Genomic DNA, 16,341 nt, shown 5'->3' on the forward strand with positions numbered 1-16,341 from the left:
GGCGGGTATGCTCTTCCTTTTGTGATGAGGGGGAGCGTCATTGAGTAATGAAGTAGCGCGTTCATTGTCTTTTTTGCCAGCTCGTAGGCGGGCTTTTTCTGTCGTGTTCGCGATTGAGCTGTGGGAACGCTCTGGTTATTACGGAATGCAAGCGGTTCTGACCCTTTTTATGGTCGAACACTTGCATATGTGTGATAGCGATGTGAACGACATGCAAGGCGCGCTGGGTTGGCTTATTTACGCTCTTCCTGTGTTAGGCGGGGTGATCGGTGATCGGCTCCTGGGGATACGCCCCACTTTAGTATGCGGAGCGATAGGTCTTACAATAGGTTATTTTACATTGGCATTGTCTTTGACAATGCCAATTGTGTTTTTACCTTCTTTGGCCTTAATTGCGCTTGCAAATGGTCTTTTTAAGCCTAACGCTGGTGCTCTGGTGAGGCAGATTTATGCGGGTGATGGGGCCGCTCTCGATGCGGCTTTTACGCTGTATTACATGTCTGTAAATGTGGGCTCCACGTTCTCCATGCTCTTGATGCCATGGTTGCAGCAGCGTTTTGGCCCTATGATTGCCTTTATGGTATGTGGGTTTGGCCTTCTTATAGGCGTAATCTATTATAAATTTCGTTCATACTGGTTAGACAATTTTTTTTCTGAATATCGCCTTAAAGAAAGCGTTGGTTTCGAGTCCCCGGAAAATGGGAAGCGATTATGGGGGGGGCTGGGGTTAGGTTTCTTGGTCACCTGGGGAGCGGCTACAACGGCGCTCCGGCATATTGCTCTTATGCACTTTGTTGTGGTGTTGGCGATCATAGGTTTACTCCTTCTATGGTACGTGATTTATCGTCGCGCTGCCGTCTATGAGCGTGCGGGTTTATTATTGAGTTATATCTTAAGTTTGCAGACGATGGCTTATCTGGTTTTTTACCAGCAGCAGCAAAGTTCATTGACCCTTTTTGCTCTACGTGCCGTGTCAGGTGCTTATAAATTGGGGAGATGGACGTTATTTTCGATGTCGGCTGGCCAATTTCAGGCGCTTAATCCCATTTGGATTATGGTGTTGAGTCCGCTTTTAGCATGGTTATATCAACGCGAAGCGCGCACGGGGCGTGAAATTATGTTTCCTCTCAAAATATTGGGAGGGTATGTATGTGTCGGATTGGCCTGTTTATTATTATGGCAAGCCTCTTCAAGGGCATCGGGGCTGATATCGCCATGGGTTATGGTTGCAAGTTATGGTGCAATGTCTCTGGGGGAGCTTCTCACAATGGGGCTAGGTCTAGCGATCATTGCTCGTTATGCTCCCATGCGGGTTAGTGCGCTCCTCATGGGGAGTATGTATTTCCTATGGAGTGTTGGGATGTATGGTGGGGGGATGGTTGCCAATTTAGCGGCTATGCCAGTGAATGAAATTCATGAGGCTCATCAAGCATTTTTTTATGCTCCGCTCTTTCGAAATCTTTTTTTAAGTGCCGGTGCGCTATGCATTGTCGTACTGGTTTTTCTTCCGTTAATAAAACGTTTAGACGTCCAGCATCGGGCAAGTGTAAGATGATGATTTTAAGGTGTGTTTCTAGATACAAGGACGGCGTTGAAGCGAAATCATTTCGTGTGAGTCCTGTAAGGTATTGGTTACAACTAGTTGAAACAAATCACGAAGAGCAGCACTTTCATGAATGTTAACTGGCATAAAATGGTTGGACGGGTTGGTCTCGTTTCACTCGTGTGTTTTGGTCATGCTGTGGCGCAGGATACAGACCTTTCTGATGGACAGGACAGGCTGCATTTGACAAAGGCTCAGCGTGCGTCAGTGTTGCAACCTTATCGGCCAATGGATGGTTCGCAGTCTTCTGGAAGTTTTATTCCCAAGAATAATCTTCCTATTCCGGGCGATCCTTTGGCGCCGTACCCAGGAAGCAAGGCGGCACCACACCAAAAGCAAACAGGTTTTTTTCCAAATAGTTTTCAGGATTGGTTACAACAAGACAGCGTTTTTGGAGATCCTTACGGCTGGCGCTCTTACCTGCAGGATCATGGTGTGACCTTTGGTGGCCGATATTTCTCGGAGACGGCGGGGAACCCTGTGGGAGGCAAATCTAAATCTACGCGTTATGCAGACGAAATTGCATTTAGTATTGATTTTAATTTAAAAAAATTAACAGGCTTATCAATCGGTATTCTCCACTTTATGACGACGGCTCGTCAAGGTGCGGGGATCGGTCAGACCTTACCTGCTGTTGATAGTCCACAAGAAATTTTTGGTTCAGGTGAGACGATGCGCCTCACGAGGCTTTCGTGGGAAATGCCGTGGAACCGTTATGTTAGTACAGAAGTGGGTGAAATCAATACAGAGAACGATTTTGAAGCGTCCTCCACCTATTGGGGAGCAAACTTATACTGCCAATTCCAGAATAACGGTATCTGCGGTATGCCGCAGTCTATCGCTATGAACTCTGGATATGGGTATTACCCTACGGCTCACCCGGGGGCATGGGTTAAGTTTTATCCTGCTGGTAACGATCATTATCAGATCCAATTTGGGGCTTACAGTGTCGAGCCCAATATTTCAGCCGTGCGGAATGGTTGGAGATTGGGAGTACATCAGGCGACGGGTACGTTCCTTCCATTTCAATTGGGATGGCACCAAGGCGGGAAGGATGATTATAGTGGCCCCTTACAGACGAACGTTCATATAGGTGGGTATTGGGATACGTCTGAGGTAAAAAATGTTTATTCCCAGCTCAGTTCCTATGGGGTGCCTGCCCAGCTAGCTCAGGAAGCGCAGGTTTCGAAGGTAAGGGGTCGTTTTGGTGGATGGGTCCAGGTGGACCGTATGTTGGAACGTGATGAAAATGATCCGCGCCGTTCAACCGCTTTTTTTGGGTCTTTCACATGGGGAGACCCACGAACAGCGGTTGCTCCTTATTTTATGACGCTTGGCGTGGTTAGGAAGGGGACCTTTGCCGGTCGCCCAGATGATACGATTGCTCTGGGTATGAAAACGATTTGGATCAATGAGAAACTAACAAAATGGGCCAGAAATAAGCAAAATGCAGGGGCTATGGGGGTTTATAAACCAAGCTCAGAAACGGCACTGGAGCTTAACTATGGGTGCCGTTTGGCCCGGTGGCTCTTAATACGTCCGGGTGCGCAATATATCTGGAGTCCAGGAGCTACAAATCGTTACAAGAATGCTTTGCTTCTTGATCTGCAGGCCAGTGTGACGTTCTAATATAACTTTGAGGGAGTGAGGTAAATGCGTTTTTTCTCCGCAGGGTTCCCGAGATCGGTGTACGTGGGCGCATTTTCCTTTCTTCTTTCTGGCTGGACCTCGGTGCATGCGGAGGATGTAAAAAAAACGGCAGCGGAACAAAATTGGTTTTCCGATATCGATGTTGGCTTTTTAGTTGAAGGCGGTGCGATGGGAAATAGCGGCCATCCGCGCAATGGGATGAATTTTGGCCAGCTGTTGCCGTCGCGGAGTGGCCAGCCGACGCTTGATCAGATTGCGATTACGCTCACAAAGCCTGTTGACCCTATTGGTGGCGGATATGGTTTGGGAGTAAATTTGCAGCTCCTTTATGGATCAGATTCACGTTCCTACGTTATTTCAGGTATTTCAGACCGGTGGCTGAATAACCGTAATCAGATCACGCCGACTGTTGCAAATATTGCCTTGCACATGCCTTGGCTGACGCACGAAGGGTTGGATGCTCAGGTTGGTATTTTCCCATCCCCCATGGGCGTTGAGGTGCTTAATCCAACGGCACGTGCGTTCTATACGCTGTCGTACACAGCCCAATATTCTAACCCGTTTGAGCATGTAGGCGCTTTGTTTCAATGGCATTTGAATAAGCATTATACGGCTATTTTTGGCATTGATGCGGGTAATCAAATGTCCTTTGGAAAGGGGAATAATAATGGTGAGCCAGCCGGGTATGTTGGCTTTAGCGGGAGCTCGCTTTTCGGTGGTGCTCTGTCGTTCACGTATCTTTTGAGAGTTGGGCCGGAAGATGCACGTCGCTCTTTGGGGGCGGTACGGGCACATTCTGCACAGCGTTTTTGGAATGATCTCAATGCAACGTGGCAAATTTCACCGAAATGGAGCCTTACGGGGGAATTTACCCAGGTGCATGATGAGGGAATGCATGCTGATACATGGAGTGGTGTTGTATGGGGTGGGTATGCTGCAACATCCACGTTGACTCTTAATGTGCGTGGAGAAGTCTATCGCGACAGTACGGGCCAAATGGTGGTGCAATATCCTGATAATGAAGGTTATGCTCACGCTTTGTTAGGGTTGCCAGCACGCACTTATACGGCACCACCAACGACATATGGGGATCTTTCCTTCAATGCTGTGTGGCGTCCCAATGTCGGGCATCATATCAAAATCTTTCAGGTTCGCCCGGAGATTCGGTTTGATCGTGCCCTTAATGGGACACGTCCCTTTTCGGATTTTGACCGTCGAGGGCGCATCCTCTTTGGAGGGGATGTGACAGTAGGATTCTAACGGCGTCAGCTAACCACGACCTCGATAGCCAGGGACTTCTTGGGCTGGAATCCATACATCTGTTGGTGGCGTGTTGCTTTGCCAAAAAACATCAATGGGGATTCCACCGCGTGGATACCAATAGGCACCGATTCTCAGCCATTCAGGGTCAAGGAGCTCAACAAGGCGTGAGGCGATTGTCACAGAACAATCTTCGTGGAATGCGCCATGATTGCGAAAACTGGTGAGATAGAGTTTGAGAGATTTGCTCTCAACAATCCAGCCACGCGGGATATAATCAATAACGATATGAGCAAAATCGGGCTGACCTGTAACAGGGCAAAGAGACGTAAATTCTGGCGCTGTAAAGCGAACGACATAGCGTTTTCCAGGGTGAGGAGCCGGGACCCGCTCTAGGATAGCTTCCTCGGGAGAATGGGGCTGTGCTGTTTGACGTCCGAGCTGGCTAAGAGCGTCTGTTCCTGGTGCAGATGGACCGGGTGGATGGGGGTTAGACATTAAATTTCTCCTGTAGGTTGTGAGAATTATAGGGAAGGGATTTGCAAAAAAGAAAGATTCAGTGCAGAAGACCCTCACTCTTTATTAACCTATCGTCCCCTGGAAGATCGCCATGGACATTCGTAACATCGCTATTATCGCCCATGTCGATCATGGGAAAACAACGCTGGTAGACCAGCTCCTCCAGCAATCAGGTTCGTTCCGCGAAAATCAGCACGTTGATGAACGTGCGATGGACAGCAACGACCTAGAGCGTGAGCGCGGGATCACCATTCTCGCAAAATGCACCTCCGTGGTGTGGAAGAACACGCGTATTAATATCATTGATACACCAGGTCACGCCGATTTCGGTGGTGAGGTTGAGCGTATTCTGAGCATGGTTGACGGGGCGGTTATCCTCGTTGACGCAGCAGAAGGGGCCCTCCCTCAGACGAAGTTTGTGCTCGGGAAAGCTCTTGCTCGCGGCATTCGCCCTATCGTGGTGGTGAATAAGATTGACCGCGGTGACGCGCGTCCTGATGAAGTGCATAACGAGATCTTTGATCTTTTTGCATCATTGGATGCGAATGATGAACAGCTTGATTTCCCGATGCTCTATGCGTCTGGACGTCAGGGCTGGGCTGATACGGAACTCGAAGGGCCACGGAAAGATCTGTCTCCGCTGTTTGATTTGGTTGTTCGGCATGTGCCAAGCCCAGGGCTTGATGAAAACAAGCCGTTCGCTATGGTGTCTACCATCCTCGAAAGTGATAACTTCCTTGGTCGTATTCTGACCGGTCGTATTGAGCAGGGTCGTCTGCAGGTTAATTCGCCAGTGCGTGCGATTCGTCGGGATGGCACGATTGTTGAATCCGGTCGTATTACGAAGCTTCTTTCTTTCCGTGGTCTGGACCGTGTGGCCGTCGAAGAAGCAAAGGCTGGTGACATTGTAGCAATCGCGGGTCTGTCTGAAGCGACGATCCCTGATACAATCGCTGATCCTTCCATCGGTGAGCCGCTGCCTTCAACACCGGTTGATCCTCCAACCTTGTCGATGACCTTCCGTATCAACGATGGCCCGATGGGTGGTCGTGAAGGGAAGAAGGTTACGTCGCGTCAGATTCGTGATCGCCTCTTCAAAGAAATTGAAGGGAATGTTGCGATTAAGGTCACAGAGAGCCCTGAGAGTGAAGCGTTCGAGGTTGCCGGACGTGGTGAGCTTCAGCTCGGTGTGTTGATTGAGACCATGCGTCGTGAGGGTTTTGAGCTGACAATCGGGCGCCCGCGCGTTTTGTTCCGTGAGAACCCAGAGACAGGTGAGCGTGAAGAGCCATATGAAGAGGTCATCGTTGATGTCGACGAGCCTTATTCTGGCGTCGTGGTTGAGAAGATGTCCTTGCGTAAGGGGATGATGCAGGACATGCGCCCTTCCGGTGGTGATAAGGTGCGTCTCAGCTTCTTGATTCCATCACGTGGTCTTATTGGTTATCATGGCGAGTTCCTGACCGATACGCGCGGCTCTGGCTTGATGAACCGTTTGTTCCACTCTTATCAGCCTTATGCGGGTACGATTGAGGGACGTCGGAATGGTTCCTTGATTTCAGCTGAAGATGGCAATACAACGGCTTATGCTCTGTTCTCTTTGCAGGATCGTGGAACGTTGTTCGTCGATGCTGGAGAGAAAGTATATACCGGGATGATCATCGGTGAACATTCTCGTGAAAATGACCTAGAGGTGAATGCGGTTCGTGAAAAGAAACTCACGAATATGCGTGCAGCGGGTAAAGATGATGCGTTGCTCCTGATCCCACCTCGTAAAATGAGCTTAGAGCAGGCCATTTCTTACATTGAGGATGATGAATTGGTGGAAGTAACGCCTTCAGCCATTCGCCTCCGTAAGCGGTATTTGGACCCACATGAGCGCAAGCGCGCAGCGCGTGGGAAAAAGGACTGATTGTGAAAAGGCCGGGTAAATCCCCGGCCTTTTTTCTTAGTGGTGTCTTGGGGGCATGATGATGCCTTCGTTATAATTCATTGAAATATAGGTTTGGATTCGTTTGAGGGAGATGAGAGATGTCTAAAAATCTTTACGCAACGATGACTGCGCTTCCTGGCTGTCGTGATAAAGTGGCGCAACTTCTTACCAATTTGGGAAAAGATGTACGAGCCGAACCGGGATGTGTACGATTTGTTGTCTATACACGTGATGATTCCCCCGATTGTTTCCATGTTGAGGAAAGTTATCGAGATGAAGCGGCTTTCCGCGCTCATATGGGAACAGAGCACGGAAAGCATTTTAACAAGGCGATCGAGACGTTGGTAGAAGGCGGTGCGTCCAACGTGGTCTTTCTAAGACCGGTTGAGTGAGGCTTACAGTCAATTGTCGCCAGGTTTGCCGCGACTGGTAGAGTGTTCAAAGCGAAGCGCTCTTTCAGGATGGGCAACGGAATGGGCCGTGTGAGCGGCCATCGCGCCTTCTGAAAATCCTTGAAGGATTAACTTCAGTTTGCCTGGGTAGCTGGCGACATCGCCAATGGCGAAAATACCGGGTGTGCTGGTCTCTAATGTCGCCGGGTTGACAGGAATCGCGCTACGATGGGTTTGAAAGCCCCATGTTGCGATAGGCCCTAGGTCTGTCGATAGTCCATAGAAAGGCAGAAGTGTATCAGCCTCGAGATGCCGTGATGATCCATCCATTGAGGTGACTTCTACGGCATGAAGTTTACCTTCTGAGCCATGTAAAGCATGCAGCTGGTAGGGAACAATTTTTTCAATTTTCCCTTCAGCGATTTTTGTTTCAATTTTAGCGAGTGTTTCAGGTGTACCACGGAAGCGGTTACGCCGGTGGAGTAAGTAAATATGTTGAGCTACCTCTGACAGTGAGAGCGCCCAGTCGAGAGCAGAATCTCCGCCACCGGCAATGACAATACGCTTACCTGTAAAATCGGCGCGTTTTCTGACGTGATATTGCACAGCATGTGTGCGTTCATAAATGTCTAGATTTTCAAGTGGTGGGCGATTGGGGCCAAAAGCGCCGGCGCCCGCAGCGATAATAATGGCTTTTGCCTGCACGAGGTCACCACGCTCATTGGTGAGAGAAAATTCACCACGATGCCCTTTAAGGGTTGTGACCCGGCTGCCGAGAAGACGCGGGATTTGGAAAGGAGCAAGTTGAGCTTCTAACGCCGTGATGAGAGCTTCCCCCGTAATGGCCGGATGTGCGGGAATATCATAGATCGGTTTTTCAGGATAGAGCGCTGTACATTGGCCACCTGCGTATTCCAACGCGTCCATGAGGACACAGTTTAAATGCAGCATACAGCATTCGAATGCGGCAAAAAGAGCTGTTGGGCCTGCACCAATGATGGCGATATCTGTCGTGATGGAAGAATGCGTATGTGTCATAGAAGAATCTCATAAGCATTTTTTGAGTGATGGAGTAGTACTTTTCAGTAAGTTATTGTCGGTAAATGACATTAAAAGTGTTGGATTGTCATTCGGTAAAAGAAGTTTTTTCCGTGAATGGTGAGAAAACTTTTCAGAGTGTAGAAAAGAGGTCAGAAGAGTAGAAACTGTGACTGTTTGCGTCAGCGAATGGCATATAGTCCTGAAGATAAGGATGCTCGTTGCGTGCCCGAACATTCTCATATTGTGAAGCGTTATGAACAAGAGCTGGCACAGTTGCGGTCGCTCATGGCCCAAATGGGCGGTATGGTAGAGCAGCAGCTTTCATGGGCTCTCTCTGCCATTGCGGATGGCCATGAAGACGCGGCACGTTTGGCTGTAAAGCAAGAGGCTGATGTTGATTTACTAGAATATCGCATAGAAGCCCTAGCTATTCGCCTATTGGCGTTACGCTCCCCCATGGCGGATGATTTACGTGAAATTGTCTCGGCTATGAAAATTGCTGGGGATTTGGAGCGTATTGGAGATTATGCAGCCTCTATGGCGGTGCGCGTTTTACAAGGTCGTATAGCGGGGCTAGGGGCCATTTTAGTGTCTTTCCGGCAGATGGGACATTTAGTCCAAGATAATCTTCGCCGATCGCTGGATGCTGTTTTGCAGAAAAATAAGCATGCATCGTTGAATGTATGGCATGCAGACCTCCCCGTAGATGACTATTATACAGCTATTTTCCGTGGTCTTTTGGCGAATATGATGCAGGACCCGCGTCATATATATTCTGGCACCGAACTGCTGTTTATTGTGAAAAATTTGGAGCGTATCGGAGACCATGCCACGAATATTGCTGAGCGGGCATTTTTTGTTGTGACGGGTGATGTTTTACCAAGCAGGCGTCCACGAGGTGGGGCATTAAAAGAAGAGAAGGGGGCAGGGACGTAGTGAGTGGCCGAAAGATTGCTGAACCAAAAGGTTTAGTCCTTATCGTGGAAGATGATGCGTCTTTATTGTTGATGTTACAGTACAATCTCGAACAACGGGGCTATCGCGTTGTAACGGCAGGCAGTGCGGAAGAGGCCATAGAGTGCTTGGAAAAAAATCGTCCTGATCTTGCAATTCTTGATTGGATGTTACCAGGTTTGTCAGGTCTAGATTTGTGCCGCCGTATTCGAGAACATGCTGTTTTTCGAGAAATGCCTGTTCTTTTCCTGACGGCTCGCTCGGATGAACAAGATGTTATTCGTGGGTTAGATATTGGGGGCGATGATTATCTTATCAAACCATGCAGTATTGATACGTTGGAGGCGCGGGTAAGAGCGTTACTGCGTCGAAAACGTGGGGCATATACGGGGCTTTCTTTTGCAGACTTGACGTTAGATCCTGAGACGCATCGTGTTGAACGTGGCGGGATGTTGTTGGCTTTGGGGCCGACGGAATATCGTATTTTGATCGTGTTAATGCGTCATCCTTATCGTGTTTTCAGTCGGGAAGATTTGCTGGCACGGGTATGGGGCAAGAATGTGCACGTAGAGCCCCGTACGATTGATGTGCATATTCGACGATTGCGCAAGGCGTTAAATCAGAATGGGAAAGAGGATTTAGTACGCACGGTGCGTTCAGCAGGATATGCGTTGGATGATGGTGTGGTGACGCCCTAATGTATGAGGCTCTTTTGCGCGAATGTCTGGAGGGATGAGCCTAACATTAGTCTGTTTCGTTGTTCTTGCGGTGATGGGTTGGGCCGGTGTTGGCATTTTATTATGGCGTCGTCCGCCCGCAGAAAAGCATAGAGAAACTGTAAAGGAAGCCGTTTTTCCCTCCCCTGATTGGGGGAAGCTGATTGATGATATTCCAGCCTATATGGTGCTTTTGGATGGGATGGGGGCGGTTGTTCATGTCAATCAGGAGGCGCGTCATCAGTTTGATGAGCGTCTGGGAGCTGTCCTGCGTCATCCTGAGGTTCGGTCCCTTTTAGAGGCTGCTTTGAGAGAATGGCATCATCATTCGCAGGGGCCCTATTCGATTTTTTCGGCGAGTGTCACGCTTGATGTGCCCGTTTCATGGACAGTTCATCTCGCTTTGCGATGTGTGACAGATGCTCATGAACGGCAGCCGCATATTTTAGCGGTGCTGTCAGACCGGAGTGAAGCGCGCGCTATTGACCGTATGCGTGTCGATTTTGTGTCGCATGCCAGTCATGAACTGCGTACTCCTTTAGCGTCGATCAGTGGTTTTATTGATATGTTGCGTCACGATGTGGAAGATAAAGCGTTACGCCAGCGTTCATTAGAGATTATCGCGCAGCAAACAGATCGGATGAAACGCCTTATTGATCGGTTGCTTTACCTTTCATATGTTCAGGCACGTGCCTTTCAGCGCCCGCAAACAGTTATTAACGTCGATGATGTTATGGTTCTTCTTCTGGATGAAGTGGCGCCACGGTTTGAGGGTGATGACACAATGTTGCGCCTTGAGGTGGAAGAGGAATTGTTCATTCAGGCGGATGAGGATGAACTGGTCCAAGTATTCCTCAATTTGATTGAGAATTCCTTGAAATATGCACGGAAAGAAAGAGACATTTTAGAAATCAGAGTATTTGGTCGCCAGGTTGTCCCTCAAGATCCGTTATGGCCTGGGGGCGATGGTATTCTTTTGGGGGTGAGTGATAATGGGAAAGGCGTTGATCCACGCCATATTTCACGTCTGACAGAACGTTTTTATCGTGTGAAAGAGGATGCTTCGTCAGTCACAGGAAGTGGATTGGGTTTGTCGATTGTACAGCAAATTATTGAACGCCATGAAGGAAGCTTTCGTGTGCAAAGCGAGCTCGGACAGGGGACAATCTGTTTTGCATGGTTACCAAATCCTGTTCTCTGCCAGGGACGCGAAGGTGGACATTAATCCGCTACGGTACTGTCATAAGAGTATCATAGAAATTTCATACTGAACGCTGGTTTGTGTCGCTAGATTCGCTTCTGGAAACGATTTCTCTGTTGGGGAGGGGCGCTTTCGGGTGTTTGGATGTGAAGGATGGTGGCATGATGTTAACGCGGCGCCAGGTGTTGGGGATGGGTGGGGCATATGCTCTGTGGGCACGTTCCATAAGAGCGCAGGCTGCGCCTTCTTTAGCCCCCAAGCCCATAGTTTTTGCTCATCGTGGGGCTTCAGCGTGGCGACCTGAACACACCTTAGCATCTTATGCGAAAGCCATGCTTGATGGTGCTGATTTTATTGAGCCTGATTTAGTGATGACGAAGGACGGACATTTGGTCGTCCGTCATGAAAGCAATATTGCTGAGACCACAGATGTTAAAGATCACCCAGAATTCTTCGCGCGGTATCGCACATGTGTGATTGATGGAGAGAAACAAACAGGGTGGTTTACAGCAGATTTTACATTAGAGGAGTTAAAGACTCTCCGAGCACGAGAGCGGCTTGCAGCTATCAGAGAACATAATACGCGGTATAATGACCGCTTTGAAATTCCGACATTTGAAGAAGTTATTGATGTCGTTGCCGCACAATCTGCTGCGAGTGGAAAAATTTTTGGTCTCATTCCAGAGATCAAGCATTCAACATTTTTTCATAGTATTGGGCATGATCCAGAGGCGGTTTTTCTAAAAACTATCGCAAATCATGCCTATACGCGTCAGGCCCCTTTAGAAGTGCAGTCTTTTGAAACCGGCAATTTGAAGAAAATTCGAGAGTCTGTTTTAGAAATTAACCCACAGGCTCGGTTGATGCTTTTAATGGGGGAGCGCCAAGAAATTCCTCCTGATTTGTTCGCTAAGGGTCAGAAAATAACCTTTGGGGATTTGATGACGCCTAATGGATTACGTGAGATTAAGCGTTATGCGGATGTTATTGGGCCGTCGAATACGGATATTATCCCTCGTGATGCCCATGGAGCGTGGCTCGAACCAACCTCTTTGATTAGTGATGCGCACAAAGAGGGGTTGTTGGTGCATTCTTATACAGCACGACCAGAAAATATTTTTTTGCCGCAACACCTACGCAGCAAAGGGAAGCTTGTTGATCGTAACCCTAACGGAATGTTGGCGGAAATCAGACGTTATTTAGACCTCGGCTTGGATGGTTTTTTTACAGATGACCCGGCATTGGGGCGTATTGTTGTCGATGCAGGATGAAAATGACGGAAAGGAGGGGGGCCGATAAATTGACTTAGTTTCCGTTCTTCGTTCAGATTTCTGTCTCTGAGATGAGAATGAAGGAGATCTCTCATGGCTGATCGTATCCCAGCAACGTTGATTCCTGGTGACGGGATTGGCCCAGAGATTACGGACGCGACGGTTCGTGTGCTGAGAGCATTGGAGGTCCCGTTTGAGTGGGATGTGCAGCGTGCTGGTGTAACCGCGTATGAAGCCACAGGCTCTGTTTTACCGGATGAGGCATTAGAAAGTCTTAAGCGCACCGGGTTAGCGCTTAAGGGGCCTTTGACGACGCCTATTGGAGAAGGGTTTCGTTCCGTTAACGTGACGTTGCGGAAAATGTTTGGTCTTTATGCGAATGTGCGCCCAACAAAGACGCTCTTGCCTGGTGGTCGTTATGAGGGGGTTGATGTCACTGTTGTGCGAGAAAATGTCGAAGGACTTTACGCGGCGATGGAACATTACATGCCTGTTGGGGACGATACGGAAGCCGTTGCTTATGGAGCAGGCTTTAATACGCGTGTTGAATGTCAGCGGATTGTTCGCCACGCCTTTGAGTATGCTCTCAAGCATGGTCGTCGGAAAGTGACGCTGGTACATAAAGCCAATATTCTTAAAATATTGAGTGGGTTGTTTCTTCATGAAGGGCGGCGTGTTGCCGCTGACTATGCAGGAAAAATTGCGTGTGACGAGCGCATTGTGGATGCGTGTGCCATGGAGCTCGTGCTCCATCCTGAAACCTATGATGTCATTGTCACAACGAATTTGTTTGGGGATATTCTTTCTGATCTAACCGCCGGGCTTGTTGGCGGTTTGGGAATGGCTCCTGGTGCGAATATCGGTGAGAACATGGCTATTTTTGAAGCCGTGCATGGGTCAGCGCCGGATATTGCGGGGAAAGATAAAGCTAACCCTATTGCTTTGCTGCGTGCTGCTGGATTGATGTTAGTCCATGTTGGTCGTCAGGACCTTGCAGAAAAGCTCGAACATGCCATTCACGAGGTTGTGGTCACACAAGGGATCAGGACAGCAGATTTAGGCGGTGAGGTTGGGACAAAGACCTTTACTCAAGCGTTATTGAGTGTCGTGGAAGGCTAGAGGGAAAAATCTGATGACGCATGAAAAGATAAGCTCCTTCTGGCGTACACTGTCCTGTGCAGGCCATGACTATCGTTATGTTAGTTTAGATGCTGTGAGTGAGGGGTTGGGGGATGTGTCACGTCTTCCGGTTTCATTAAAAATTCTGCTTGAAAATGTTCTACGCCATGGTGGGGATGGCGCCGGTTTTGTGGAATGGCTCAAAGAGGGGCGAAGTCAACGTGAAATCCCTTTTAGCCCGTCGCGCATTCTTATGCAGGATTTTACGGGTGTGCCCGCTGTGGTGGATTTAGCCGCTATGCGTGATGGCATCATCGCTTTGGGAGCTAACCCCGAGAAGGTAAATCCACAAGTGCCGGTAGATCTCGTGATTGATCATTCGGTGCAAGTTGATGTCTCTGCGGAAGATGATGCTCTTTCTCTGAATATGAAGCGGGAGTTCGAGCGTAATCGCGAGCGCTATGCGTTTCTTCGATGGGGGCAAGAAGCGTTTAAGCAGTTTCGCGTGGTGCCACCAGGAGCTGGAATTTGTCATCAAGTTAATTTGGAATATCTGGCACCAGTCGTCTGTCAGACGAAGGATGATAAGGGGGACATTATAGTATACCCTGATACGGTGTTTGGTACAGACTCCCATACGACCATGATTAATGGTCTTGGCGTGTTAGGATGGGGCGTTGGTGGGATTGAGGCTGAAGCCGCCATGTTGGGACAAGCAGGGAAGATGCTTATTCCTGACGTTGTCGGTGTGCGCTTAGAAGGCCAGCTTGTTGAAGGCACCACAGCCACGGATCTGGTGTTAACCATCACTCAGCGTCTACGCGCTAAAGGCGTCGTCGGGCGTTTTGTTGAATTTTACGGCCCAGCGCTTGAGCATCTTCCGGTGGCGGATCGGGCGACGATTGCCAACATGGCTCCAGAATATGGCGCAACCGTTGGGTTCTTCCCTGTTGATCGGTTAACGACGGATTATTTGTATCAGACGGGGCGTTCAAAAGAACATATTGCGCTGGTAGAGGCTTATCACAGACAACAAGGGACCTGGCATGAACCAGGCCAGATGCCTCCTCATTTCACAGATCATCTCACGATCAATCTTTCAGATGTTGTTCCATCACTGGCTGGGCCGCGCCGCCCACAAGATCGTATTGCTCTGGGGGATGTGAGTGGTGCTTTCCGTCATTTTCTGGAAGAGACATCTCAAAATTTACCAAAACGAGGGCGGGATCTTCCCGTTTCAGGCCAGTCTTATCGTTTGAAAGATGGGGCGGTTGTCATTGCAGCGATAACATCGTGCACGAGCACCTCCAATCCAGAGGTGCTGTTAGCCGCAGGGCTGCTTGCGCGGAAGGCGCGTGCTTTGGGTTTGAAACCAAAACCATGGGTTAAGACGTCCTTAGCACCGGGCTCGCGGGTTGTGACGGATTATTTAGAACGCGCAGGGTTGGATGCCGACCTTAATGCGCTGGGGTTTCAAACAGTTGGGTATGGGTGCACGACGTGCATCGGGAACTCTGGCCCGCTAAAGGATGAGATATGCGAGGCAATTGAGCAAAATGATTTAGTTGCCGTGTCTGTCTTGTCTGGAAATCGGAATTTCGAAGGCCGTATTTCTCCGCAAGTGAGGGCAAACTATTTAGCGTCCCCGCCGCTCGTCGTGGCCTATGCGCTCCTTGGAACTGTGGATCAAGATATTACGACCTCTGTGTTGGGTCATGATCCGCAAGGAAAGCCCATTAAATTAAGCGACCTATGGCCAAGTCGTGCGGAAATTTCAGATTTGTTAGGGTCTTCTCTGAGCCGTGATACGTTTATTGACCGTTATCGTGATGTGACTTTAGGGACAGAGGCATGGCAGAAGCTGCCCGTTGCTAAAGGTTCAGCGACTTATCCGTGGAATGATCAATCAACTTATATCCAGAACCCACCTTATTTTGAGGAGCTGACCTCTAAGAAAGTCTTTTTAGATGACATTTCTCAAGCGCGAATCCTGGCATTGTTGGGTGATAATATCACGACAGATCATATCTCACCGGCTGGGGCGATCGGTTTAGAAACTCCTGCAGGGGTTTATCTGCGTCAGCATGGTGTAGCCGTCCAGGATTTTAATTCGTACGGGGCACGTCGAGGCAATGATCGTGTGATGATGCGCGGGACATTTGCTAATATTCGCCTGAAAAATGAGATGGCGCCCGGCACGGAAGGGGGCGTGACTCGCTTCTATCCCGGGGGTGATGAGATGACTATTTTTGACGCAGCAGAGCGTTACCGGATGTCTTTAGTACCTCTAGTGGTGATTGGCGGCAAAGAATATGGCATGGGGTCATCGCGTGATTGGGCGGCGAAAGGAACCAGGCTGCTAGGGGTGCGTGCGGTTATTGCGGAAAGCTTTGAGCGTATTCATCGTTCCAATTTGGTTGGAATGGGTGTCTTACCTTTAGTGTTTCCAGAAGGAGTGACACGTCACACATTAGGGTTAAAGGGAGATGAGTTGTTATCCTTAGAAGGTCTTAAAGATCTTGTTCCACGTGGAACTGTGAGAGTGACGATAACATCTTCTGATGGCTCTCAGCAGACGGTAGAGGTGCTGTGCCGTGTGGATACGGTTGATGAGCTTCTTTATGTGAAAAAGGGCGGCATTCTTCCCTATGTTCTGTGCGGTATGGCTAAAACGGCATGATA

Annotated in this window: 13 protein-coding genes; 11 read left to right on the forward strand and 2 right to left on the reverse strand. The window is 49.1% G+C overall.

Features of this window, described 5'->3' with window-relative positions; all coding sequences use genetic code 11:
- Positions 1 to 40: 40 nt before the first annotated feature.
- The 3 genes from GS501_RS01790 (at position 41) to GS501_RS01800 (ending at position 4,513) form a co-directional block, all read left to right on the forward strand.
- Entirely contained in the window at positions 41 to 1,555 is a 1,515-nt protein-coding gene (locus tag GS501_RS01790) for a peptide MFS transporter (protein WP_160830160.1), read from the forward strand.
- Between the two features lie 117 nt (positions 1,556 to 1,672).
- A complete protein-coding gene (locus GS501_RS01795; protein WP_160830161.1) occupies positions 1,673 to 3,232 on the forward strand; it encodes a carbohydrate porin in 1,560 nt (519 codons plus the stop codon).
- A 63-nt stretch (positions 3,233 to 3,295) separates the two neighbouring features.
- Positions 3,296 to 4,513: an outer membrane beta-barrel protein gene (locus GS501_RS01800; RefSeq protein WP_370517903.1), complete on the forward strand. Its 1,218-nt coding sequence runs from the start codon at positions 3,296 to 3,298 to the stop codon at positions 4,511 to 4,513.
- 9 nt (positions 4,514 to 4,522) lie between these two features.
- On the opposite strand, the gene queF is transcribed toward GS501_RS01800, so the two are convergent.
- Positions 4,523 to 5,011, reverse strand: coding sequence for a preQ(1) synthase (gene queF, locus GS501_RS01805; RefSeq protein WP_160830163.1), 489 nt, complete (start codon positions 5,009 to 5,011; stop codon positions 4,523 to 4,525).
- A gap of 112 nt (positions 5,012 to 5,123) precedes the next feature.
- Here queF and typA point away from each other — a divergent pair, with 112 nt between their 5' ends.
- Complete coding sequence (gene typA, locus GS501_RS01810) at positions 5,124 to 6,944, forward strand: translational GTPase TypA (RefSeq protein WP_160830164.1); 1,821 nt, start codon at positions 5,124 to 5,126, stop codon at positions 6,942 to 6,944.
- A gap of 119 nt (positions 6,945 to 7,063) precedes the next feature.
- Positions 7,064 to 7,357, forward strand: a complete 294-nt coding sequence (locus GS501_RS01815; RefSeq protein ID WP_160830165.1) for a putative quinol monooxygenase — start codon at positions 7,064 to 7,066, stop codon at positions 7,355 to 7,357.
- Positions 7,358 to 7,366: 9 nt separating this feature from the next.
- Here the strand turns inward: GS501_RS01815 and GS501_RS01820 are convergent, their stop codons facing one another.
- Positions 7,367 to 8,395 carry an NAD(P)/FAD-dependent oxidoreductase gene (locus GS501_RS01820; protein WP_160830166.1) on the reverse strand — a complete coding sequence of 343 codons (1,029 nt, stop codon included), beginning with the start codon at positions 8,393 to 8,395 and terminating at the stop codon, positions 7,367 to 7,369.
- A 225-nt stretch (positions 8,396 to 8,620) separates the two neighbouring features.
- Here GS501_RS01820 and phoU point away from each other — a divergent pair, with 225 nt between their 5' ends.
- The 6 genes from phoU (at position 8,621) to acnA (ending at position 16,339) form a co-directional block, all read left to right on the forward strand.
- Positions 8,621 to 9,334, forward strand: a complete 714-nt coding sequence (gene phoU / locus GS501_RS01825) for a phosphate signaling complex protein PhoU (protein WP_160830167.1) — start codon at positions 8,621 to 8,623, stop codon at positions 9,332 to 9,334.
- The gene (locus GS501_RS01830) at positions 9,334 to 10,050 is read left to right on the forward strand and encodes a response regulator (RefSeq protein ID WP_160830168.1); all 717 of its coding nucleotides are present in this window, start codon (positions 9,334 to 9,336) and stop codon (positions 10,048 to 10,050) included. Before phoU ends, GS501_RS01830 begins: the two co-directional genes overlap by 1 nt.
- 34 nt (positions 10,051 to 10,084) lie before the next feature.
- Entirely contained in the window at positions 10,085 to 11,293 is a 1,209-nt protein-coding gene (locus GS501_RS01835) for an ATP-binding protein (protein WP_160830169.1), read from the forward strand.
- A gap of 140 nt (positions 11,294 to 11,433) precedes the next feature.
- Positions 11,434 to 12,540, forward strand: a complete 1,107-nt coding sequence (locus GS501_RS01840) for a glycerophosphodiester phosphodiesterase family protein (RefSeq protein WP_160830651.1) — start codon at positions 11,434 to 11,436, stop codon at positions 12,538 to 12,540.
- A gap of 93 nt (positions 12,541 to 12,633) precedes the next feature.
- Positions 12,634 to 13,659 (forward strand): isocitrate/isopropylmalate dehydrogenase family protein, encoded by a 1,026-nt coding sequence (locus tag GS501_RS01845; protein WP_160830170.1) that lies wholly within the window; start codon positions 12,634 to 12,636, stop codon positions 13,657 to 13,659.
- Between the two features lie 13 nt (positions 13,660 to 13,672).
- A complete protein-coding gene (acnA, locus tag GS501_RS01850) occupies positions 13,673 to 16,339 on the forward strand; it encodes an aconitate hydratase AcnA (RefSeq protein WP_160830171.1) in 2,667 nt (888 codons plus the stop codon).
- Positions 16,340 to 16,341 lie beyond the last annotated feature (2 nt).

Origin of the sequence: Saccharibacter sp. 17.LH.SD (genome assembly GCF_009834805.1) — a bacterium.
In the GTDB taxonomy this organism is placed as follows: Bacteria; Pseudomonadota; Alphaproteobacteria; order Acetobacterales; family Acetobacteraceae; genus Saccharibacter.